The sequence below is a fragment of the Actibacterium sp. EMB200-NS6 genome, assembly GCF_001305615.1.
In the GTDB taxonomy this organism is placed as follows: Bacteria; Pseudomonadota; Alphaproteobacteria; order Rhodobacterales; family Rhodobacteraceae; genus Actibacterium_A; species Actibacterium_A naphthalenivorans.
In genome coordinates, this window is record NZ_CP010869.1 from 442,981 (window position 1) to 464,448 (window position 21,468).

The window sequence follows — 21,468 nt, forward strand, 5'->3', positions numbered from 1 at the left end:
TGAAACCCCAACAGTCGCGCTCCGCAAATGTTCCCGGTGACGTGCGGAACCATCACTGGTTCAGAAACGTTTTGTTCCCGAAGCGAAACAATGGATAAGGGTCATGCAGCAGAATGTCCGTCGCGTTCTCGTGGTCGAGGATGATTATTTGCAGGCTCAGGACATCAGTCACTTTGTGCGCGGCACAGGTGGCCATGTTCTCGGACCGGTGCCTTCTCTGCAGCGCGGGTTCGATTTCGCCGACAAGGCCGATGCCGCCGTGCTGGACATCGATCTTAGCGGACAGAAGGTCTTTCCGCTCGCGGATTTGCTCATGTCGCGGAACGTGCCGATCGTGTTCTACAGCGGCCTCCCGGCCGAGGTGAACCTTCCCAGGCGCTTCTGGCGGGTTCCGATCGTCCGAAAGCCGGTAGTGAACCTGTCCGATGCCGCCATCATCACGATGTCCAATTTTAGTGGCGGCTCGGAAGACGATCTGTTGGTGATCCTGCCGAAGTTACGTCTTGCCGCGCGATTGATATACAATGACCCTGTGGTCGCCGACCGCCTCGTGGAGCGGCTCCTCGAGGACGCGATCGCGTATCTCAAGTCGGGTGGTGACATGTCGGGCGGGGACGTCAAAGTCCGGTGGCTGATGGACCGCCTGCGCCGGATCGTTTCTGATGGCGGCCGCGATTTGCTCAACTGACCTCTCCCCGACATAGCCATCACTTTTCGCCCCTGAACATTTCTCCGGACGACGGGGGGACTTGGCCCCCTGTCGCCGCCGGCACGAAGCACTGGTCTTGGGCAGCGTCGCCAAGGCCGGGAAGATCACGCGCCCGTGTCACGGTCCACGAATTTGTTGAACCGGCTAGGCTGACCGCCTTCGGTCTTATTCAGATGCAGAAAGGCCAGCTTGCGGTCCTCGAAGACGGTGAAGAATTCGCCCCATTCGATGGTCTTGAGACCGTCGTCGGGCGGGTGGAAATCGATCCGCAGCACGCCGCCGTCACCCGTCCCGGCGACACGGGTGGGATGGCCGCCGCGCGATTCCGTCCATTTGCGGATGACATCATGATCCGTCGTGATTTCTGCTTCGCTCATGTCATTTCATTTCTTTGGTGACACTCGGACTCTCGGGTTCAGGAAAACCGGCGCGGGCGTAGATCGCGTCCAGGGTTCGCGCGACGGTCACAAGCTGCGCGCACTCTGCGTCGAACCCCTCTCCGTGCGCCAGGCGGGAGAGCCAGTCCACAGCCGCGCGTCCGCCCCAGTCGTCGGGCGGGGCGGACAGAAGCCGCGTCTCGCAGCCGTCGTGGCGCCAGGCCTCGAAGTTGAAGAAGGACCCGCCCCTGTTCACGATCGAGACGCCGCCCTTCGTTCCGAAGAAATCCAGGCGCAGCACGCAGTCGCAGCCCGCAGGAAGGTTCCACGAACAGGCCAGCCGGATAGGCACCCCCGTCGCGGTGTCCAACGTGGCGAAGGCGAGATCCTCGACCGCCTCGCCTGCAGGATCCAGCGGCCGACCGGCTGCCTTCAAAGCTGCCGCCGTGCATTCGACCTGGGGCCAGTCGAGAAGCCAGAGCGCGAGATCCACCAGATGCACGCCCAAATCGATCAGGCATCCGCCCCCCGACAGCGCCCGGTTGCGGAACCAGGGTTTGTCGGGGCCGTAGGCGTTGTGGAAGGTCAGATCCACCGCGCAGATCTCTCCCATCCCGCCCGAGGCGATTTCCGCCGCGATGGCACGCACCGCCGCCGTGTGGCGATAGGACATGTCGGTGGCTAGCAACCGGTCCGCCGCCCTTGCGGCGGCGACGACGGCGGCCGTTTCTCCGGCATTCCGGCCAAGCGGCTTCTGGCAGAACACGGAGGCGCCCGCTTCCAGCGCCTGGATCGCCTGTTGCGCATGCAGCGCCGAGGGGGTCGCGATGACCACTCCGTCCGGCTGCAGGGCAAGAATTTCCTCAAGCGAATCCGTGCGCGTGGCGGTGGCCGCCAACGTGTCGCTCTCGGCCACCGCTTGCGGATCAAGATCGGCATAGGCGACGATCTCGCCCATGTCGGTGGCGGCCATGGCCTCCATCCGGTTGCGGCCGATCCAGCCGAGACCGAGGAATCCGAGCCGGGGGCGGGAACGAACCACATCGTCCCTCATGGCATCACCACGACGGCCTTGACGAAGCCCTTCGGCTTGTCGCGGGTTTCGTTCAACGCCTCGGCCAGGTTGTCGAGCGGGTGGTGGTGCGTCAACAGAGGTTCGGGGGCCAGTACGCCTTCCTTCACCAGTTCCATCGCCTCCCGCATCGCGGCGAGGTTGGTGGCCCGGTCGCGGACGTGGGCGTTGACGATGTCGAAGGCCTTCCAGTTCCACAGCTGCATGTTCACCTGGCGCGGCCCGTCCTGATGATAGCCCGCGATGACCAGCCGCCCCTCTTCGCGCAGCGTCTCGGCCGCGAGGTCGAGCGGCCACTGGTATCCCGTGCATTCGATGGCAATGTCGCAGCCGGCGCCGCCCGTCAGTTCATCCAGTCGGCCGAGGATCGCGTGGTGGTCATCCATCCCGACGGTGTCGCCGGCGCCCATCTTCCGGGCGAGTTCCAGGCTTTCCTCGCGGCGGGAGATCGCGATGACCCTGGCGCCCGCGCGGCTGGCCAGGCGGATGAGCACGGCGCCCAAGAAACCTATCCCGATGATCGCGACGGTATCTCCGGTGTCGATGCGGGCGGCACGGAAGATCGATACGGCGCAGCCGAGCGGTTCCGCCGGGATCGGCCGCTCGCCCAGTTCGGGGGGCACCGGCAGGGCGGCATCCTCCCGCACGGTTTCGTGGCTGGCGAAGCCGCGCGTGCCGAAGACCGCAACCCGCTCTCCAAGCCGCTCAGGCGGCACGCCGGTGCCGGTCGCTTCGACATGACCCCAGGCTTCGTGCCCCAGGTCGCCGGGCGGCAGCGGGAAGTCCATCCACTCCGGTCCCGCCCATGGCCCCAGGTTGGAGGCGCAGACACCGCAGCCTTCGATCTTGATCCGGACCTCGCCCGGCCCCGGCTCGGGCAGCGGAAGGTTCTTCAGTTCCGCCTCTCCAGCCCGTGTGATCTGCGCTGCGACCATCCGTGTCTGCAAACTGGCTCCGTCCATGGTTCCTACCTTCCGAATTTCTGGCTTACGAAGCGGACGAACAGGATCATCCCCGAAATGTTCCAAGCCAAGGCGCCGACATTCGGTCGAAGACCGGGGGCATGTCCCGAACCACTTCGTTTCCCACAGCGGAAGTCATTGAAGTCTCTGCACAAGAAGCTCCGGCCGGGTCGCGCTACGGCTATGTCACGGATTGTGCGGGAACATTCTGCGCCACCTCCTGTTCAGACCCTCGTTGATGCCCGGAAGGAGACCCACCATGAGCACTGTCCTGATCACCGGAGGCTGCGGCTTCATCGGCCGCCACGTCGCCGCGGAGCTGATCCGCGAAGGCCATGCCGTCAGACTGTATGACGCGATGATCGAGCAGGTCCACGGCGAGGCCGGGGCCGACCCGGTGGCGGATGTCCCGCCCGAGGCAGCGGTCATTCGCGGCGACATGCGTGATCAGCCGAAGCTGGCAGAGGCGCTAAGGGGATGCGACGCGGTGATCCACCTGGCCGCCGAGGTCGGCGTCGGCCAGTCCATGTACGAGATCGTCCGCTATGTCGGCGCCAATGATGTTGGCACCGCCGTGCTGCTGGAAGCCATCGCGGCGCATCCGGTCCAGCGCCTGGTCGTCGCGTCCTCCATGAGCATCTATGGCGAGGGCTACTACGTGCTGCCCAGTGGGGAGCTGTTCGACGGAGCGCGGCGGCGGCAGGTCAATCTGCACGAAGGCCTGTGGGAACCACGCGGTCCGGGCGGCGAGGCCCTGGCCGCTGTTGCGACGGATGAGACGAAACGACCCGACCTCGCCTCGATCTACGCCCTGACGAAATTCCAGCAGGAGCAGGCGGCGCTTATCTTCGGTGCGGCCTACGAGGTGCCGACAGTGGCGCTGCGGCTGTTCAACGTCTTTGGCGCAGGGCAGGCGCTGTCCAACCCCTATACCGGTGTACTGGCCAATTTCGCCGCGCGGCTGGCCAACGGTGAGCGGCCGACGATTTTCGAGGACGGGCAACAAAAGCGCGACTTCGTGCATGTCCACGACGTGGCCCGTGCCTTCCGGCTGGCGCTGGAATCCGAGGTCGCGGGAGAGGTCTTCAACATCGGCTCAGGCAATGCCTACTCGATCGAAGAGATCGCGAGCCTGCTGGCCGAGGCGATGGAGCGGCCTGATCTGCAGCCCGAGATCCTCGGCCGGTTCCGCGCGGGCGATATCCGCAACTGCTTTGCCGACATCGGGCGCGCCCGTGAAATGCTGGGCTTTGCGCCGGAGTTCCGTCTGGAAGAGTCCCTCGGGCCCTTCGTGGACTGGGTGCGGCAGTCCCCTGCGATGGATCGCGGTGGCCAGATGCGCAACGAACTCGAAGTCAGGGGACTGGTATCATGAGCCGCTTCGGCTTCGTCGAATGGTTTCGCCCGGGCGACCGGGAGAGGGTGGAGGCGGTGCTGCCGATGCTGGAGGAAACCGGTGCCTCGTGGCTGCGCACGCATCTGTCCTGGGCCGATTACCACGCGCCTGGCGGGCCCGAATGGTACGACTGGCTGATCCCGCGCCTGTCGCGCAACCTCGAGCTGGTGCCCTGTGTCCACTACACGCCACCGTCGCTGTCGCGCACGGGGCGCACGTCGGGCGCGCCGAAGGTTCTGAAGGACCTGCCGGATTTCTGCGACACCGTGATGAGCCGCTATGGCGCGCATTTCGAGCACCTGGAGTTGTGGAACGAGCCCAACAACCTGCTGGATTACGACTGGCGCGAGGACCCGGGGTTCGAGCTGTTCTGCGAAATGATCGACATGGCTGCCTACTGGATCCGGGAACGCGGCTGGAAACCGGTGCTGGGCGGGCCCTGTCCGTTCGATCCCTATTGGCTGGACCTGATGGGCCAGCGCGGGATCCTGTCCTACATGCACGCGGTCGGATTTCACGGCTTTCCAGGAACCTGGGACAGCGAAGAGGGATCCTGGACCGGCTGGGACATGCATCTGGGAGAAATGCGCGCAATCCTCGACAGGCATAACCGGGACGCGGAGATCTGGATCACGGAGACCGGCTATTCGACCTGGCGTCGCGACGAGATGGAGCAGGTACGGCGTTTCATGCAGGCGCTCGACGCGCCCGCCGCGCGGATCTTCTGGTACGGCTGGCAGGATCTCCAGCCCGACGTGGCGGTGCAGGAAGGCCTGTGGTTCGATCCCCGGCACTATCATCTGGGCGCGATCACCGCCGACGGACAGCCCAAGCTGCTGGCACGCATGCTGGCCGAGGGCGGGGTCGCGCGGCTGCGCGAGGTCACCCGGCTGTCCTTTCCGGCACTGGCCGGTGGCAAACGGCCCGTGGTGGTGACCGGCGGCGCGGGTTTCATCGGGTCCAATCTCAGCGAAAGTCTCCTTGCGGACGGACAGGAGGTCCTGGTGCTCGACAACCTCTCGCGACCGGGTGTGGAGGAGAACCTCGGCTGGCTCAGCGCCCATTTCGGGGCCCGGGTCCATCCCGCGCCGTTCGACCTGCGCGATACGCAGGCATTGAACAGCGCTGTCCGGGACGCCGCAGCGGTTTTCCATCTGGCGGCGCAGACCGCCGTGACCACCAGCCTCGACACCCCGGTCGAGGATTTCGAGGTGAACGCGCGCGGGACCCTGAATGTGCTGGAGGCCGTGCGCGCCTCGGGACGCGAGATACCTTTGGTCTTCGCCTCGACGAACAAGGTTTACGGGGCCCTCGCCGACATCGACCTGCATGAAACGGCGGAGTGCGTGGTGCCCGCCGATGCCGCGCAAGGCCGGGGCGTGACCGAATGTCGTCCGCTCGATTTCTGCACCCCCTATGGCTGTTCCAAGGGCGTGGCGGACCAGTACGTGATGGATTACGCGCATAGCTACGGGCTGAAGGCCGCGGTGCTGCGGATGTCCTGCATCTACGGTCCGCGCCAGTTCGGTACTGAAGACCAGGGATGGCTCGCGCATTTCCTGATCTCGGCGCTGCGCGGCGATCCCCTGACGATCTACGGTTCCGGCCGACAGGTCCGCGACGTCTGCGAAGTCTCGGACGCCGTGGCTGCCTATCGCATGGTGCACGACCGCATCGATGCGCTGTCGGGCCGGGCGTTCAACCTCGGCGGCGGTCCCGCCAATGCGATCAGCTTGCGACAGGCCCTGGCAGAGATCACCCGCGTCACCGGCGTGACACCCGAGGTCGTCTACCGGGACTGGCGGCAGGGCGATCAGCCCTGGTTTGTCGCCGACACCGCCGCTCTGACAGCGGCGACAGGCTGGCGGGCGCGGACCGACTGGCGCCAAGGCATCGCGCGACTGGCGGGCTGGCTGGCCGAACACCGCGTCCACCCGGAACCCGAAAGGATCCTCGCATGAGCCTGAACATTCTCGTGACCGTCGACGCCGTCGGCGGGGTCTGGCGCTATGCGGTGGACCTGGCCGCCGCCCTGGCAACCGAGGGATACGGCATCGCCTTTGCCGGGTTCGGACCCGAACCCGACGCTGCGCAACGCGCTGAGGCGCGGTCGATCGGCACGCTCGACTGGAGCGACGCCCCGCTCGACTGGATGGCCACAGGACCACAGGATCTGGCGAAGGTTGCGAGCTGGCTCATGTCGGTGGCGCACAAGAGGCGGACGGACCTGATGCATTTTAACCAGCCCGCCCTGGCTGCGGGATTGCGCGGCGGACCGCCGAGGCTCGGGGTGACGCATTCCTGCCTCGCCACGTGGTTCCAGGTCATGGAAAACGGTTGCGTGCCCGACCGCCTGTCCTGGCAGGTGGACATGACCCGAGCGGGATTGCGCAACCTGGACCGGATCGCCGCGCCCTCGGCCGCCCATGCCGCCCTGACGGAGCGGGTGTACGACCTGCATGGGATCGTCGCCGTTCCGAATGCTGGACGGTCGCCGCTGATCGCCCCGGACGAAGGAGACGGAAGCGTCATCGCGGTGGCGCGCTGGTGGGACCGGGCCAAGAACGGGGCGGTGTTGCACCGTGCGGCGTTGCTGAGCGGTGCGACGGTGACAATGATCGGCGATGCCGAGGGGCCGAACGGCCAGCGCTTTGAGCCGAACTGCGCCCCGGCGCCGACTGCGCAGCCCCATGACGCCACATTGCAACGCATCGCCCGGAGCAGCCTGTTCGTCTCGCCCTCCTTGTACGAACCCTTCGGTCTCGCCGCGCTCGAGGCCGCGCGGGCGGGGCGTCCCTTGCTCCTAGCGGACATCCCCGTCTACCGCGAGATCTGGGGCGAGGCCGCGCGCTTTTTCAACCCGCACGACCCGGCCGAACTGGCGCGGGCGATGACGAACCTGCTGGATGATCCCGCGACACGGCTGGCCCTTGGCCGGGCGGCCCAGGACCGGGCGCTGCGCTATTCGATGGACGAACAGGTGCAAAAGACGACCGCGCTCTACGCGGGCATCATCGCGGACGCGCAGGTGACATCATGAAATTCACGTTCTTCACTCACTCGCTGGTTTCAGACTGGAACCACGGCAACGCGCATTTCCTGCGCGGTGTGATGCGGGCGCTTCAGGCTGCGGGGCACGAATGCCTTGCCCTCGAACCTGCCGATGGCTGGTCACGCAGTAACCTGATCGCCGACCGGGGCGAGGCCGCCCTACGCGCCTTTCACGCCACCTTTCCCGATCTGCGCAGCGAAAGTTACGGCGGTCTGGACGAAGTGGCGGAGGTGCTGGAGAAGAGCGATGTCGTTGTCGTTCACGAATGGACCGACCCGCAGGTCGTGGCGGATCTGGGACGAATGCGGGCCCGTGGGGCGCCGTTCCGCCTTTTGTTCCACGACACGCATCATCGCGCCGTGTCGGCGGGAGAGGAGCTTCGCACGCTCGACCTGTCGGCCTATGACGGCGTGCTGGCTTTCGGCGAGACCTTGCGCCAACGCTACTTGGCCGAAGGCTGGGGAAGCCGCGTCTTTACCTGGCACGAGGCCGCGGACGACACCGTGTTCCGCCCGCTTCCCGAGATCGCGCCGGAGCGCGACCTGATCTGGGTCGGAAACTGGGGCGACGGCGAACGCTCGGCGGAGCTGCACGAATTACTCGTGCGTCCGGTGGCCGAACTGAACCTGTCGGCGACCGTGCACGGGGTGAGATATCCGGAGGACGCGCGGCGGGCCCTGTCTGCGGCGGGCATCGACTATGCGGGATCCATCGCGAACGCGGACGTTCCCGAGGCCTTCGCCCGTCACCGCGTGACGGTCCACATACCCCGCCGACCCTACGTAGAGGCGCTGTCCGGCATTCCCACCATCCGCCCCTTCGAGGCGATGGCCTGCGGCATCCCGCTGGTCTGTGCCCCGTGGGAAGACTCAGAGGGGCTGTTCCGTCCCGGGACGGACTATCTGATCGCCGCGAACGGAGAGGACATGAAGTGCCGCTTGCGGGACATCCTTGCCGACCGCGCCCTGGCGCAAAACCTTGCCGCCTGCGGACTGGAAACGATCCGCGCCCGCCATACCTGCCGCCACCGCGCGGCAGAACTTCTGGCAATCCTCGACACGATCGGAACCCGCACCAGGGAGACTGCCTGATGACCACAATCGCCTTCTACGGATCAAGCCTGCTGTCGTCCTATTGGAACGGCGCCGCGACATACTACCGGGGCATCATCCGTGCTCTGGCCGCGCATGGCTGCGAAACGACCTTTTACGAACCCGACGTGTGGGACCGGCAGAAGCACCGAGACATGGATCCGCCGGACTGGAGCCGCGTCGTCATCTGGGAGGGCACGCCCCAGGGGCTGCGCCGGGCGGCGGAGGGGGCCGCGCGGACCGATGTGGTCGTTGTCGCCTCGGGCATCGGATACGAGGATGACGCGTTGCGCCGCGCGGTGCTGGACCGGGCCGCGCCTGATGCGCTGCGGGTGTGGTGGGATGTCGACGCCCCGGCCACGCTGGCCGCCATGCGGGCCGATCCGTCGCATCCGCTGCGCCGGGATCTGCCGGACTTCGAAACCGTTCTGACCTACGGCGGCGGGCAGCCGGTGATCGATGCCTACCGCGCGCTTGGCGCAAGGGATTGCGTCCCGATCTACAACGCGCTCGACCCCGCGACACACTTCCCTGTGCCGCCCGACCCGCGCTTCGCCGCCGAGCTGGGGTTTCTTGGCAATCGCCTGCCGGACCGGGAAGCGCGCGTGGCGGAGTTCTTCCTTTCGCCTGCGCGGGCGAGGCCGGACCGGCACTTCATACTTGGCGGATCGGGGTGGAACGGATCCGAGCTGCCGCCGAACGTCCACGCCATAGGCCACGTCGGCACGGACGATCACAACGCCTTCAACGTGACGCCCCGCGCCGTGCTGAACATCGCGCGCGACAGCATGGCCGAAACCGGCTTTTCCCCGGCGACGCGGATCTTTGAGGCCGCGGGCGCGGGGGCCTGCCTGATCACCGACGCCTGGGAAGGGATCGAGCTGTTCCTCGCCCCCGGCCGCGAGGTGCTGGTCGCCCGCGACGGAGCCGACGTCACGGACATCCTGCGCGACCTCACGGCCGAGGACGCGCAACGGATCGGAGAGGCCGCACGGCAGCGGGTCCTCTCCGCGCATGCCTACGGAAACCGTGCGGAGGAGGTCACCGCCCTCTTCGCCAGACTCGCGCAAAGGGAGCTTCAGCCATGAGTGCACCGCTCGACATCGTGATCTTCGGCCTGTCCCTGTCTTCGTCCTGGGGGAACGGACACGCAACCACCTACCGCGCCCTTCTGCGCGGGCTTGCGGCAGGAGGCCACAGGGTTCTGTTCCTGGAGCGGGACGTGCCGTGGTATGCCTCGAACCGCGACCTGCCCGAACCGGATTTCTGCGACTTCGCGCTCTATGACGGCCTCGACGACCTGGACCGCTGGCAGGACCGGATCGCGCGGGCCGATGCGGTCATAATCGGGTCGTACGTGCCGGATTCCGTGGCGCTGCTCGACCGGCTGGCGGAATCGGTGCGTGGCCGGCTGGTCTACTACGATATCGACACGCCGGTGACGCTGGCGGCTCTGGAGTCCGACGGTGCAGAATACATCAGGCGCCGGCAGCTGCCGCTGATCGATCTCTACCTGTCCTTCGCCGGCGGCGCTGCGCTGGACCGGCTGCGAGATCTGGGCGCACGTAAGGTGGCGCCGCTCTACTGTTCGGTCGATCCCGAACGTTACCGCCCGGAGGACGTCGAAGAGAAGTGGGACCTCGGGTATCTGGGCACATACAGCCCTGACCGGCAGCCGGGTCTGGAAGAGCTTCTGATCGAACCCGCACGGCGTCTGCCGGAATGCCGTTTCGTGGTCGCCGGGTCGCAGTTTCCCGATGATGTGGACTGGCCGTTCAACGTCGAGCGGCTGGAACATGTCGCGCCACCGGATCACGCCGCCTTCTACAACGCGCAGCGGTTCACGCTGAACCTCACGCGCTCGGCCATGCGCAAGATCGGCCATTCGCCCTCGGTGCGGCTGTTCGAGGCCGCGGCCTGTGGCACCGCGATCATCTCGGACCCCTGGCCGGGGATCGAGGAGGTGCTGGTACCCGAAAAGGCGATCCTTCTGGCGGATCGGACCGAGACGGTCGTGACGGCGCTGTCGATGTCCGAAAGCAGAAGGAAGGCGCTGGCGAAAGCCGCCCGGGACAGTGTTCTGGCCGATCATACCGGTCAGGCGCGGGCGCGCTATCTCGCGTCGCAACTCGGGGCACTGCCCGCCACGTCGGGGGTGCCGGCATGACCTTGGTCCGCATTCCCCTTACGGCCCTTGTCGCGGGCGGGGCCGGGTTCGTCGGCTCGCATCTCTGCGACGCCCTGCTGGCGCGTGGCATACGTGTTGTCTGCGTCGACAACTTCCATACCGGTCGGCGCAGCAACGTTGCGCCACTGGAGAACGACCACAACTTTCGGCTGGTCGAGGCCGACGTCGCCACCGATCCGCTGCCGGAGGAGCCTGTCGACTGGATCTTCAATCTCGCCTCTCCGGCCTCGCCGCCGCATTACCAGGCCGATCCGGTCCGCACGATGATGACCAACGTGGTGGGCACGCGCAACCTGCTTGCCCTGGCCGCGCAGTCGGGCGCGCGGTACCTCCAAGCCTCCACCAGCGAGGTTTACGGCGACCCCGAACTGCACCCGCAGCGCGAGGATTACTGGGGTCACGTCAACCCGATCGGCATCCGTGCCTGCTATGACGAGGGCAAGCGGGCGGCGGAGTCGCTGTGCTATGACCACCGGCGGGACCTCGGTGTGGATGTCCGCGTCGCGCGGATATTCAATACCTATGGCCCCAGGATGCGGTCCGATGACGGGCGGATCGTATCGAATTTCCTGGTCCAGGCGCTGGAGGGCAGGGACCTCACCGTCTATGGCGACGGCAGCCAGACGCGCAGTTTCTGCTACGTGAGTGATCTGGTGCGCGGGCTGATCGCCCTGGCGGCGGTGGAGGCGACCCCGGCAGGTCCCGTCAATCTTGGAAATCCGGCCGAGATCTCGGTCCTCGACCTGGCGCGGCTGATTCTGCGGGCCATCCCCTCGTCATCGGAGATCGTGTTCCATCCGCTGCCCTCGGACGATCCCAGACGTCGCCAGCCCGACATCGGCCTGGCGCGCGACCTTCTGGGCTGGGAGCCCAGGGTGCCGTTCCATGAGGGCCTTGCCAGCACAGCGGCATGGTTCGCAATCCCCGAGCATCGCAGCGTCGCCGGAGACGACGTGGCAAGAGCGGCGGAATGACGGATCTGGGCACCCGCATCAGGGACCTGCAACCCTGGTTCCACAATCTCCGTCTGGGCGGGATCGAAACCGCGCCGGACCATCCGCTCGGGGACTACCCTTCGTTCAAATGGCAGGGTTTCCGCCATATCGTGCCCGATGACCTGACAGGCCGCACGGTGCTCGACATCGGCTGCAATGCCGGGTTCTATGCGATCGAGATGGCCCGGCGCGGCGCAGCGCGCGTGGTCGGGATCGACAGCGACCCGCGCTACTTGGCGCAGGCAGAGCTGGCGGCAAGGACAGAAGGGGTCGAGATCGACCTGCGCCAGATGTCCGTCTACGACGTCGCGGAGCTTGGTGAACGCTTTGACATGGTGATCTTCATGGGCGTCTTCTACCACCTCCGACACCCGCTGCTGGCGCTCGATCTGTTGTGGGAACACGCTGCGGGCGACATCATGCTGTTCCAGTCGATGCAGCGGGGCAGCGACGCCGTGGCCAAACCTGCCCCGGACTACGCCTTCGAGGATGAAACACCGTTCGACCGCAACGACTGGCCCAGGCTGCATTTCATCGAACATCGCTACGCGCAGGACCCGACCAACTGGTTCGTTCCGAACCAAGCGGCGAGCGAGGCGATGCTGCGCAGTGCGGGGTTTCAAATCGAGGCGCATCCCGAGCCCGAGGTCTATCTCTGCCGTCGCGGTCCCCGGCCAGAGGCGGTCGATCCACCCCCATGCGGCGGACGCTGACGGGGTCGGCATGGCACTCCTGAGCTGGATACAGCAGTATATGGATCTTCTGAACCTGGTACTCAATGCACTGATGCTGCTTGTCTGGGTCGTCTACCTGCACCTGATCCTGATGGGGTTCCTGCGGCAGAGGCAGTGCATTCTGCATCTCGATCTGGGGGCCGCGACGGACGAGAACGCCCGCTGCATCGTCACCAACATGGGGTCCGAGCCGGTATATCTGGCGGCGGTGGTCATCGATCTGTCCTTCGAGAACCGGCAGGAGCGCTATGTCATCACCGACCGGAGCGAGATGCCCCTGGACCAGGCCGACCGCCCGCTCGAGCGGACGATCAAGGGCCCGCTGGCAGGCGGCGAGGCGCTTGACCTGGGTAGCTTCCGTGACCTCGTGGGCCGCAGCGTCGCGACGAAGGCCATCGACGAGACGATGGAAGCCCTGACGGCGGTCACCGTGACGGCCGTTGCGGTATCGAACCACGCGCAATCCCTGACAGGTGGCTACAAGCGGTTCGACGTGTACTGGGATGGTCATATCCGCATGTTCCGGCCCAACAGCGTGATCACCTCACAGGTGCGCGGGATCTGGCGACGGCGGGACCTGGCCGGCGCCATCGCCGGGTATTGAACATATCGCTCGAGCGATCATTGCCCGGTGAGCCATGCCCGGTAGCTCTGATTGGCGCGACCACCCAGCCCGAGGCGGTCCCTCAGCCACGTCGCCGCGCAGGATCATGCCGTCCGCCCCTTCTCCATGACCTCCTGCAGGGTGGCCTGTGCATCCGCGTCCTCGCTAAGTAAGGTGCAGGATCGCGGCCCGGGCGCCTTCGCGGGTGAACAGGACAGCAGTCGCGCGCCCGATGCCTGAGTCGCCCCAGTGATCAGCGCCACGCGCCCCTCGAGCCGACCGGACCCCGGGTCGCGGGGGGCGTGGTTGGGCTGCTGCGACATTTCGTGTTAGCGCCCGGGCCCCTGGTCCTGCACAGGGTTGTCCGAAAATTGGGTCATGTCTCAGATCCTTTCATTTGATGGTCACGACAGGGCCACACCCAGACCGATCAGGCTGAGCACCCTGAGGAGCACGGCCAGGACGGCAAAGGATTTGCCGGACGTGGATGAAACGCCTGCAGGCTCCTGCTTGTGCTCGGCGGCAGACGCGCGCGCCGTCTCGCATCGTGCGGCCTGTTCAACCTGCGCCTTGGTCGGTGGTGTGCCGGCCGCTTCCGGAAGCAGGCAGGCGACAACATCCACGTGGTGCGCGCCTTTGAGGACGCCGGCGTCCCCCCGAAAGCGAAGGTGTGAGGGCCATTGTGGACACGGATTGCCACGCATTCCTTGTACGCTGCGGCCAACTGCGCGTCTGGGATAGAATGTGAAACTCGGCCTGACCGTTACCCCCTTTGACGGGGAGACCCCTGCGAGCATCATTTCGCGGATCGCGGCGAGAAACGGGATCGTTCCACCGGGTCTGTGTTCGGATTTGGGGTCGAGGTGGCCTTTTCTTTGCTCCGGATATCCGGAGCAGCTGTCTGGCCTTGCCGGTGTTGCAGGGCGCGGGCTCGCGAAGCTGGAGTGCTGGAACCGGGAAAAGATCGGGATCGGGCGCTACCGGGTCTGGCAGACCCGAAGCAGTACCGGCGTCTTTCGGTGGACTTCGCTGTTACTATACAAAGCGATATTTGCGTGGGTCAGAAATGTCTGACATTTGGGTTGGTATTGCTTGGCAAAGCCTGAGAGGCTACCCAAGATTTTAAGGTTGTTCCGCTCGCCAGAGTCATTTGCGCATGGCATTCGACACCTGGTTCTCAACTGATTTCACGGGCGTTGTCGTCCAGTCAGGTGGCACGCGCACCGAACAACTTCGTTCTTCTGCCATATCGGAAAGCAGGCGCTTTCCAAGGTCTTTAGGGGGGCGACGGTTCTCTTTGAACGAGTCGCTGCGCGCACATCCGGGCGTCGCGCCTGTACGGGCTTGCTTTGGTGTGCGGGCCGTGGCTCGTCTTGCCGGGCAGCCTGGCCATCCGACCTAGCTGCTCAGGCGTCCCCACAAGTCATACTCGCCCGCCTCGTCTACCTCGACACTGACGATATCGCCCGGTTTCAACTCTTCGAACCCTTCGTCGATGAAGAGGTTGCCGTCGATCTCGGGCGCGTCGGCCATGGTGCGGCAGGTGGCGGCCTCGTCGTCCACCTCATCCACGATCACCTGCAGCACCCGGCCGACCTTGGCGGCCAGCCTGGCCTCGGAAATCGCCTGTGCCTTTTCCATGAACCGGTCCCAGCGCTCTTGCTTGACCTCGGGCGCGACGTGATCGGGCAGGGCGTTCGACCGGGCGCCGGCGACATTCTCGTACTGGAAACACCCGACGCGATCCAGTTGGGCCTCGTCCATCCAGTCCAGCAGGGTCTGGAATTCCGCTTCGGTCTCGCCCGGATACCCGACGATGAAGGTCGAGCGCAGGGTGATCTCGGGGCAAACCTCGCGCCATGCGGCGATTTCATCCAGCGTTTTCGCTGCCGCGGCGGGCCGCGCCATGCGTTTCAGTGTGTCGGGGTGGGCATGCTGAAACGGAATGTCCAGATAGGGCAGGATCAGCCCTTCCGCCATCAGCGGGATCAGGTCACGCACATGCGGGTAGGGATAGACGTAGTGCAGTCGCACCCAGGCGCCCAGGCTGCCCAGATCGCGCGCCAGATCGGTGATATGGGCGCGGTGGTCACGCTCGGTGGAATGTTTGATGTCCACGCCATAGGCCGACGTGTCCTGGCTGATCACCAGCAATTCGCGCACACCCGCCTGCACCAGCTTTTCCGCCTCGCGCAGCACGGCATGGGCCGGGCGGCTGGCCAGACGGCCCCGCATGTCGGGGATGATGCAGAACTTGCACTTGTGATTGCAGCCCTCGGAGATCTTCAGATAGCTGTAGTGGCGCGGTGTCAGGCTGACGCCGCTGGCGGGCAGCAGGTCGATGAACGGATCGGGCGATGGCGGCACCGCGCCATGTACCGCGTCCAGCACCTGTTCATATTGATGCGGGCCGGTCACGGCCAGAACCGACGGGTGTGCGCCGGTGATATAGTCGGGCTCTGCCCCCAGACAGCCGGTGACGATGACCCGGCCGTTCTCGGCCAGCGCCTCGCCGATCGCCTCGAGCGATTCCGCCTTGGCCGAATCGAGAAAGCCGCAGGTGTTGACGATCACCGCATCCGCGCCGCTGTAATCGGGCGAGATGGCATAGCCTTCGGCGCGCAGCCTCGTCAGGATGCGTTCGGAATCGACCAGCGCCTTGGGGCAGCCCAGGCTGACCATGCCGACGGTCGGCTGGCCGGGGCGGCGCGTATCGGCCAGGCGCGGCGCGGGGGCAAGGTCGGGGCGAAGGTTCGGCGGGTTGGTGCTCATGCCCGCGCATATATACCCGAAGGCCGCGCCCTTGAAGGGCTATTCCTCGGGGCTTGCTGCGGATCGGGCCTGCGCCGGCCTAGGGGCGGCTCCGATGCCGGGGCTCCGGCGCGGGGCGGAGAATCCTTGCCGGTTCTGGCGGGTTGGCGGCGCGGCGCTTGCCCCGGGCGGCGCGGCCTCCTATTTGTCGGGCAACAACGCGGGGGTGCATGATGCGCTGGCTTTTCCGGATCATTCTTTCGCTCGTGCTTTTGGTGGTGGTGCTTGTCGCGGCGGTGTTTCTGCTGCCGGCCGAGCGGATCGGCGCGCTGGCAGGTGATCAGCTTCGCGCCGCCACCGGGCGCGAGGTCACGCTCGGCGGGCGGCTGCGGCCCTCGCTCTATCCCAATATCGGGGTCTCGACGGGGCCGGTGACTGTCTCCAACGCCGATTGGGCGAGCGGGGCGCCGCTGCTGCAGGCCGAAGGGCTTTCGGTGGGGCTGGATCTTGGTGCGCTGCTGCGTGGCGATGTCGAGATCAAGGAGCTTGGCATCCGCGCGCCCCGCATCACCCTGGAACGCGCGGCGGACGGGCGGGCGAACTGGGTGTTCGACACGCAGGCCAATGCCACGGCGGCCGGGCCGGACGGCACACAGGGGGCGCAGGCCGGACGACGGGCGCTGACCATCGGTCAGGCCACGATCACGGACGGCGCGCTGAGCTTCATCGACCACGGCACCGGCCGGACCCAGAGCGCCGAGGCGGTGGAGGCCACCCTTTCGCTTCCCGCGGTGCAGGGGCCCGCCACGCTGAGCCTCGAGGCCCGTGTCAACGGGCAACCGGTGTCGTTGAACGCCACCGCCGCGGCCGCCGCGCCGTTTCTGGCCGGTGACGACACCGCGCTGACGGCCGAGCTGCGCGCGGGCGGTGCGCGCATCGCCTTTGACGGGCATGGCGGGCAGGCGCCGCTGGCCGCCAGCGGCACGCTCGACGCCGATCTTGCCGACCTTCCGGCGCTGTTTCGGGCCGCAGGGCAGCCCGCACCGGAGCTGCCGGCGGGTGTGGGCAAGATTCTGCGGCTGACGGGGCAGGTGACCTATGCGCCCGAAGGCTCGCTACATCTGCGCCAGGTGGCACTGACGCAGGACAGTAACCGGATCACCGGCGAGGCCGATCTGTTCCTTGACGGCAAACCCCGGCTGAACGGCCAGTTCACTGCCGGCGCGCTGGATCTTGGCGCCTTCCTCACGGCCGGCCCCGCCGGGCGGGGCGGCAAGTCGGGCGGCGGGGGCGGGGCACGTGCGGGCGGCTGGTCCACCGATCCGATCGACGTCAGTGCCCTGTCGGCGCTGGACGCCGAGCTTGCCCTGGCGGCCGACAGCATTGATCTGGGCCGCGTCCGGCTGGGCCACAGCCGCCTCCTTGCCACGCTGAACGACAGGCGGCTGACCGTCGACCTGCGCGAGGTGCGGGCCTATGACGGGCTGGTCACCGGCAACCTCGTGCTGAACGGGCGCGGCGGGGTGTCGGTCGGCGGCGACCTGACGCTGGCGGGCATGGCGATGCAACCCCTGCTGGGCGAGGTGGCCGATTTTCGCAGGCTGCGCACCAGCGCCGACATGCAGCTGACGTTTCTTGGCAGCGGCGCATCGCCCGCCGCGATCATGCAAAGCCTGTCGGGCAGCGGCGCGCTTGCCTTCGGGCAGGGCGCGTTTCTGGGGCTCGATCTGGCGCAGATCCTGCGCAGCCGGACGGTGCCCGGCGCTGGCGCTGGCGCGGATGCGCGGACGATCTTTGACAGTATCACCGGGCAGTTCAGTATCAAGGACGGTGTGCTTGGCAATTCCGACCTGACCTTGCTTGCCCCGCTTCTGACCGCCTCGGGCAAGGGCGTGGTGAACCTCGGCGCGCAGACGCTGGACTATCGGATCGTGCCGGTGGCCCTGCCGGGCGCCGACGGGGCCGGGGGGCTGAGCCTGCCGCTGCACATCAGGGGCCCGTGGTCCGGCCCGCGACTTTCGATCGATCTGGCGGCCATCGCCGAGGGGGAGAAAGAGGAGCGGCTCAAAGAGCTGCGCGAGGATATCGGCAAAGAGCTGGGCGTGGACCCGGCCACCGACGGCAGCCTTGAAGACGCGCTGAAGAAAAAGCTGGGCGACGAGGCGGCACGGGGTCTGCGGAACCTTCTGAAGGGCGATTGAACGGCCTGCCCGTGGCGGGGTGAAAAAAGGCGCCCGCGGTTTCCCGGGGGCGCCTCGTTTCTACATGTGGCTGGCTTGCGTTCAGCGCTTGCGGTCGCGGCGCGAGCTCATTGGCTGAAACGCGACGCCGACATGGGCCTCGCAATAAGGTTTGCCCTGCTGAACCGACAGGCCGCAGAACCAGAAATCCTCGGTCGCCGGATCGCCGATCGGCCATTTGCACGTCCGCTCCGTCAGATCCATCAGGGTCAGCTTCTTGGCCTTCTTCTCGACCTCGCGAACCGAGGCCAGCGCCTCGGGGCTGATCTCATTGGCCGAAGGCTGCGGCGGCAGCGGCTGCCCGGCCGGAATGATCTGGCGCCGCGCCGGGGCGGCGGCGGCGGGAACGACGGAAACCGGCGCGGCGGGTGCCTTCTCTTCGGCCTCGGCTTCGGTTTTCACCTGAGGCTCGGGCTTCGGCGCGGCGGTGGCGGCGGGTTTGGCGAGCTTTTCCTTCGGGGCGGCCTTGGCCGATCCGCCGCCGCCGGTGCGGTTGGAAAGGCCCAGGCGATGCACCTTGCCGATGACCGCATTGCGGGTGACGCCACCCAGCTCTTTCGCGATCTGGCTGGCGGACTGGCCTTCGCCCCACATTTTCTTCAGCGTCTCAACGCGCTCTTCGGTCCAGGACATGTCATTTCCTTGGCTGGCGGTGTCCGGCAGACCCATGGGCCCATTCCAGGCCGGTCACCTTTGAAAATTCTTCAGACCCCATTCTATTCGGGGTGGGCACCGGGATACAAGCCCGGCGCAGACACGCATATCTGGGGGGCGGCGGCGAAATTTCAACCAGTTGCGGTGGCCGCCCCCCGGCTTTTGCGCCCCGCACCGGCGATCACGGGCAAAATTTCCTTCGCCCGGGCGTTTCGCGGGTGCAGATGCGCGGGGTTTTCATGCCCGCCGCGGCCCCTCCGGGGCTGGACAGGCGCAGCGTTTGGGATTATCGCCATGGCATGATCACACGGACCCATATCCCCGCTGTCCGACGTCGACGCCGCCGCGCCTGACGCCTGATCCCGCGTGCCCGGCACGCATCCTTCCCACAATCGTTGACTTGCCCGCGTGCCTTTGGCACCTATCGGGCTTCCATTTGCAAGGACACGTACCATGATCCCGTCCGTTCTGCCGACCTACAACCGCGCGCCGCTCAGCTTCGTCAAGGGCGAAGGCTCCTGGCTGACAGAGGCGGACGGGTCGCGATACCTCGACCTTGGCGCCGGCATCGCGGTGAATGCGCTGGGCCATGCCAACCCGGCGCTGATCGCCGCGCTGACCGAACAGGCGGGCAAGCTGTGGCACCTGTCGAACCTTTATCAGATCCCCGAGCAGCAGGCGCTGGCCGATGCGCTGGTGGAACACAGCTTCGCCGACACCGCGTTCTTCACCAACTCGGGCACCGAGGCCTGCGAGCTGGCGGTGAAGATGGCGCGCAAATACTGGTACGACAAGGGCCAGCCCGAACGGGTGAAGATCATCACCTTTTCGGGCGCGTTCCACGGCCGGTCTTCGGCGGGCATCGCCGCGGCCGGCTCCGAAAAGATGACCAAGGGCTTTGGCCCGCTGCTGCCCGGTTTCGTGCATCTTGAATTCGGCGATCACGAGGCGCTCTTCGCGGCGATGAAAGACCCCGAGGTCGGCGCCGTGCTGCTGGAACCGGTGCAGGGCGAGGGCGGTATCCGCCCGGTGCCCGATCAGTGCCTGAAGGGCCTGCGCGACCTGTGCGACGAAACCGGCGTGCTGATGATCCTGGACGAGGTGCAATGCGGCATGGGCCGCACCGGCAGGCTGTTCGCCCATGAATGGGCCGGCATCGCGCCCGACATCATGATGGTGGCCAAGGGCATCGGCGGCGGCTTTCCGCTGGGTGCGGTGCTGGCAACCGAAGAGGCGGCCAGCGGCATGACGGCGGGCACCCACGGCTCGACCTATGGCGGTAACCCGCTGGCCTGCGCGGTGGGGCTGGCGGTGATGAACGCCGTGGCCGCGCCCGCGTTCCTCGACGAGGTGAACCGCAAGGCGGGGCTGCTGCGGCAAAGGCTGGAAGGGCTGGTGGCCGCGCATTCCGACGTGTTCGAGGCGGTGCGCGGTTCGGGCTTGATGCTGGGGCTGAAATGCAAGGTGCCGAACGGCGATATGGTCAAGGCAGGCTATGCCCAGCACGTGCTGACCGTGGCCGCGGCCGACAATGTGATCCGCATCCTGCCCGCGCTGAATATCCCCGACGCGGATATCGCCGAGGCCATCGAACGGCTGGACCGGGCCGCGCAGACGCTTGGCGCCGCACTGCGGCCAGAGACAAATTTGAAGGGGGAAGCCCCCAAGGGACAGTAAGATGACGCATTTTCTGGATATCAATACTACCGACCCCGCCGACCTGAGGGCGATGATCGATCAGGCCCGCGCGATGAAACAGGCCCGCGCCGGCCGGCCCAAGGGCGCGCCGGATGCCGGTCTGCCGCTGGAGGGTCGGATGGTCGCGCTGATCTTCGAAAAACCCTCGACCCGCACGCGCGTGTCCTTCGACGTGGGCGTGCGCCAGATGGGCGGCCAGACGATGGTGCTCTCGGGCAGCGACATGCAGTTGGGCCATGGCGAAACCATCGCGGATACCGCCCGCGTACTGTCGCGCTATGTCGATCTGATCATGATCCGCACCTTCGAAGAGGCAACGCTGCTGGAGATGGCGGAATATGCCACCGTGCCAGTGATCAACGGGCTGACCAACCGCACCCACCCCTGCCAGATCATGGCCGATATCCTGACGTTCGAAGAGCATCGCGGCCCGATCGCGGGCCGGAAAGTGGTCTGGACCGGCGATGGCAACAATGTCTGCGCTTCGTTCATCCAGGCGGCGGGGCAGTTCGGTTTCGATTTCACCTTCACCGGCCCGCCGACGCTGGACCCCGAGGCCGCGTTCCTTGAGGAAGCCCGCGCCAAGGGCGTGAAAGCGGAGATCGAGCGTGATCCGCGCCGCGCGGTCGAAGGCGCGGATCTGGTCGTCACCGATACCTGGGTGTCGATGCACGACCCGCAATCGGCGCGCGAACGCCGCCACAACCAGCTGCGCCCCTATCAGGTGAACGAGACGCTGATGTCCCACGCCAAACCCGACGCGCTGTTCATGCACTGCCTGCCCGCCCATCGCGACGAAGAGGCGACGGGCGCGGTAATGGACGGGCCGCATTCGGTGATCTTCGACGAGGCGGAAAACCGCCTGCACGCGCAGAAGGCGGTGCTGCGCTACTGTCTGGGGCTGTAGCTGCCTTCATCTTTCCTGAAAATATCCCCGCCGGAGGC

General features: G+C 66.5%; 19 protein-coding genes. 13 read left to right on the forward strand and 6 right to left on the reverse strand.

All coding sequences use genetic code 11. The features are described 5' to 3' along the window. Positions 1 to 103: 103 nt before the first annotated feature. A complete protein-coding gene (locus tag TQ29_RS02230) occupies positions 104 to 688 on the forward strand; it encodes a response regulator (RefSeq protein ID WP_054537838.1) in 585 nt (194 codons plus the stop codon). Positions 689 to 813: 125 nt separating this feature from the next. On the opposite strand, the gene TQ29_RS02235 is transcribed toward TQ29_RS02230, so the two are convergent. Genes TQ29_RS02235 through TQ29_RS02245 form a run of 3 tightly spaced genes read right to left on the reverse strand, consistent with a single transcriptional unit; the run spans position 814 to position 3,120 of the window. Continuing rightward, a complete protein-coding gene (locus TQ29_RS02235; protein WP_054537839.1) occupies positions 814 to 1,086 on the reverse strand; it encodes a hypothetical protein in 273 nt (90 codons plus the stop codon). Position 1,087: 1 nt separating this feature from the next. Further along, complete coding sequence (locus TQ29_RS02240; protein WP_054537840.1) at positions 1,088 to 2,140, reverse strand: Gfo/Idh/MocA family protein; 1,053 nt, start codon at positions 2,138 to 2,140, stop codon at positions 1,088 to 1,090. After that, positions 2,137 to 3,120, reverse strand: coding sequence for a zinc-binding dehydrogenase (locus TQ29_RS02245; protein ID WP_054537841.1), 984 nt, complete (start codon positions 3,118 to 3,120; stop codon positions 2,137 to 2,139). Before TQ29_RS02245 ends, TQ29_RS02240 begins: the two co-directional genes overlap by 4 nt. A 259-nt stretch (positions 3,121 to 3,379) precedes the next feature. Between TQ29_RS02245 and TQ29_RS02250 the strand changes: the two genes are divergently transcribed. Genes TQ29_RS02250 through TQ29_RS02290 form a run of 9 tightly spaced genes read left to right on the forward strand, consistent with a single transcriptional unit; the run spans position 3,380 to position 13,180 of the window. Further along, positions 3,380 to 4,495 (forward strand): NAD(P)-dependent oxidoreductase, encoded by a 1,116-nt coding sequence (locus TQ29_RS02250; RefSeq protein WP_054537842.1) that lies wholly within the window; start codon positions 3,380 to 3,382, stop codon positions 4,493 to 4,495. Next, entirely contained in the window at positions 4,492 to 6,477 is a 1,986-nt protein-coding gene (locus TQ29_RS02255; RefSeq protein WP_054537843.1) for an NAD-dependent epimerase/dehydratase family protein, read from the forward strand. The genes TQ29_RS02250 and TQ29_RS02255 overlap by 4 nt, the downstream gene beginning before the upstream one ends. Then, a complete protein-coding gene (locus tag TQ29_RS02260) occupies positions 6,474 to 7,556 on the forward strand; it encodes a glycosyltransferase (RefSeq protein ID WP_054537844.1) in 1,083 nt (360 codons plus the stop codon). Before TQ29_RS02255 ends, TQ29_RS02260 begins: the two co-directional genes overlap by 4 nt. Beyond that, positions 7,553 to 8,659: a glycosyltransferase gene (locus TQ29_RS02265; RefSeq protein ID WP_054537845.1), complete on the forward strand. Its 1,107-nt coding sequence runs from the start codon at positions 7,553 to 7,555 to the stop codon at positions 8,657 to 8,659. The genes TQ29_RS02260 and TQ29_RS02265 overlap by 4 nt, the downstream gene beginning before the upstream one ends. After that, entirely contained in the window at positions 8,659 to 9,747 is a 1,089-nt protein-coding gene (locus TQ29_RS02270; protein ID WP_054537846.1) for a glycosyltransferase, read from the forward strand. The genes TQ29_RS02265 and TQ29_RS02270 overlap by 1 nt, the downstream gene beginning before the upstream one ends. Next, positions 9,744 to 10,826 carry a glycosyltransferase gene (locus TQ29_RS02275; RefSeq protein WP_054537847.1) on the forward strand — a complete coding sequence of 361 codons (1,083 nt, stop codon included), beginning with the start codon at positions 9,744 to 9,746 and terminating at the stop codon, positions 10,824 to 10,826. Before TQ29_RS02270 ends, TQ29_RS02275 begins: the two co-directional genes overlap by 4 nt. Beyond that, the gene (locus TQ29_RS02280; RefSeq protein WP_054537848.1) at positions 10,823 to 11,821 is read left to right on the forward strand and encodes a UDP-glucuronic acid decarboxylase family protein; all 999 of its coding nucleotides are present in this window, start codon (positions 10,823 to 10,825) and stop codon (positions 11,819 to 11,821) included. The genes TQ29_RS02275 and TQ29_RS02280 overlap by 4 nt, the downstream gene beginning before the upstream one ends. After that, complete coding sequence (locus TQ29_RS02285; protein WP_054537849.1) at positions 11,818 to 12,555, forward strand: TIGR04290 family methyltransferase; 738 nt, start codon at positions 11,818 to 11,820, stop codon at positions 12,553 to 12,555. The genes TQ29_RS02280 and TQ29_RS02285 overlap by 4 nt, the downstream gene beginning before the upstream one ends. A 10-nt stretch (positions 12,556 to 12,565) precedes the next feature. Further along, positions 12,566 to 13,180 (forward strand): hypothetical protein, encoded by a 615-nt coding sequence (locus TQ29_RS02290; protein ID WP_054537850.1) that lies wholly within the window; start codon positions 12,566 to 12,568, stop codon positions 13,178 to 13,180. A 404-nt stretch (positions 13,181 to 13,584) separates the two neighbouring features. On the opposite strand, the gene TQ29_RS02300 is transcribed toward TQ29_RS02290, so the two are convergent. Together TQ29_RS02300 and rimO are read right to left on the reverse strand one after the other, a co-directional pair. Next, the gene (locus tag TQ29_RS02300) at positions 13,585 to 13,803 is read right to left on the reverse strand and encodes a hypothetical protein (protein ID WP_054537852.1); all 219 of its coding nucleotides are present in this window, start codon (positions 13,801 to 13,803) and stop codon (positions 13,585 to 13,587) included. A gap of 775 nt (positions 13,804 to 14,578) precedes the next feature. Continuing rightward, entirely contained in the window at positions 14,579 to 15,952 is a 1,374-nt protein-coding gene (gene rimO, locus TQ29_RS02305) for a 30S ribosomal protein S12 methylthiotransferase RimO (protein WP_054537853.1), read from the reverse strand. A 212-nt stretch (positions 15,953 to 16,164) separates the two neighbouring features. On the opposite strand from rimO, the gene TQ29_RS02310 reads away from it, so the two are divergent. Beyond that, the gene (locus tag TQ29_RS02310) at positions 16,165 to 18,132 is read left to right on the forward strand and encodes an AsmA family protein (protein ID WP_162231802.1); all 1,968 of its coding nucleotides are present in this window, start codon (positions 16,165 to 16,167) and stop codon (positions 18,130 to 18,132) included. An 81-nt stretch (positions 18,133 to 18,213) separates the two neighbouring features. Here TQ29_RS02310 and TQ29_RS02315 read toward each other — a convergent pair whose 3' ends face one another. Then, positions 18,214 to 18,804 carry a GcrA family cell cycle regulator gene (locus TQ29_RS02315; protein ID WP_054540288.1) on the reverse strand — a complete coding sequence of 197 codons (591 nt, stop codon included), beginning with the start codon at positions 18,802 to 18,804 and terminating at the stop codon, positions 18,214 to 18,216. Between the two features lie 474 nt (positions 18,805 to 19,278). Here TQ29_RS02315 and TQ29_RS02320 point away from each other — a divergent pair, with 474 nt between their 5' ends. Both TQ29_RS02320 and argF read left to right on the forward strand, forming a co-directional pair. Next, on the forward strand, positions 19,279 to 20,502 hold the full coding sequence (locus tag TQ29_RS02320; RefSeq protein WP_054537855.1) for an aspartate aminotransferase family protein: 1,224 nt from the start codon (positions 19,279 to 19,281) through the stop codon (positions 20,500 to 20,502). A 1-nt stretch (position 20,503) separates the two neighbouring features. Beyond that, positions 20,504 to 21,430: an ornithine carbamoyltransferase gene (gene argF / locus TQ29_RS02325; protein ID WP_054537856.1), complete on the forward strand. Its 927-nt coding sequence runs from the start codon at positions 20,504 to 20,506 to the stop codon at positions 21,428 to 21,430. Positions 21,431 to 21,468 lie beyond the last annotated feature (38 nt).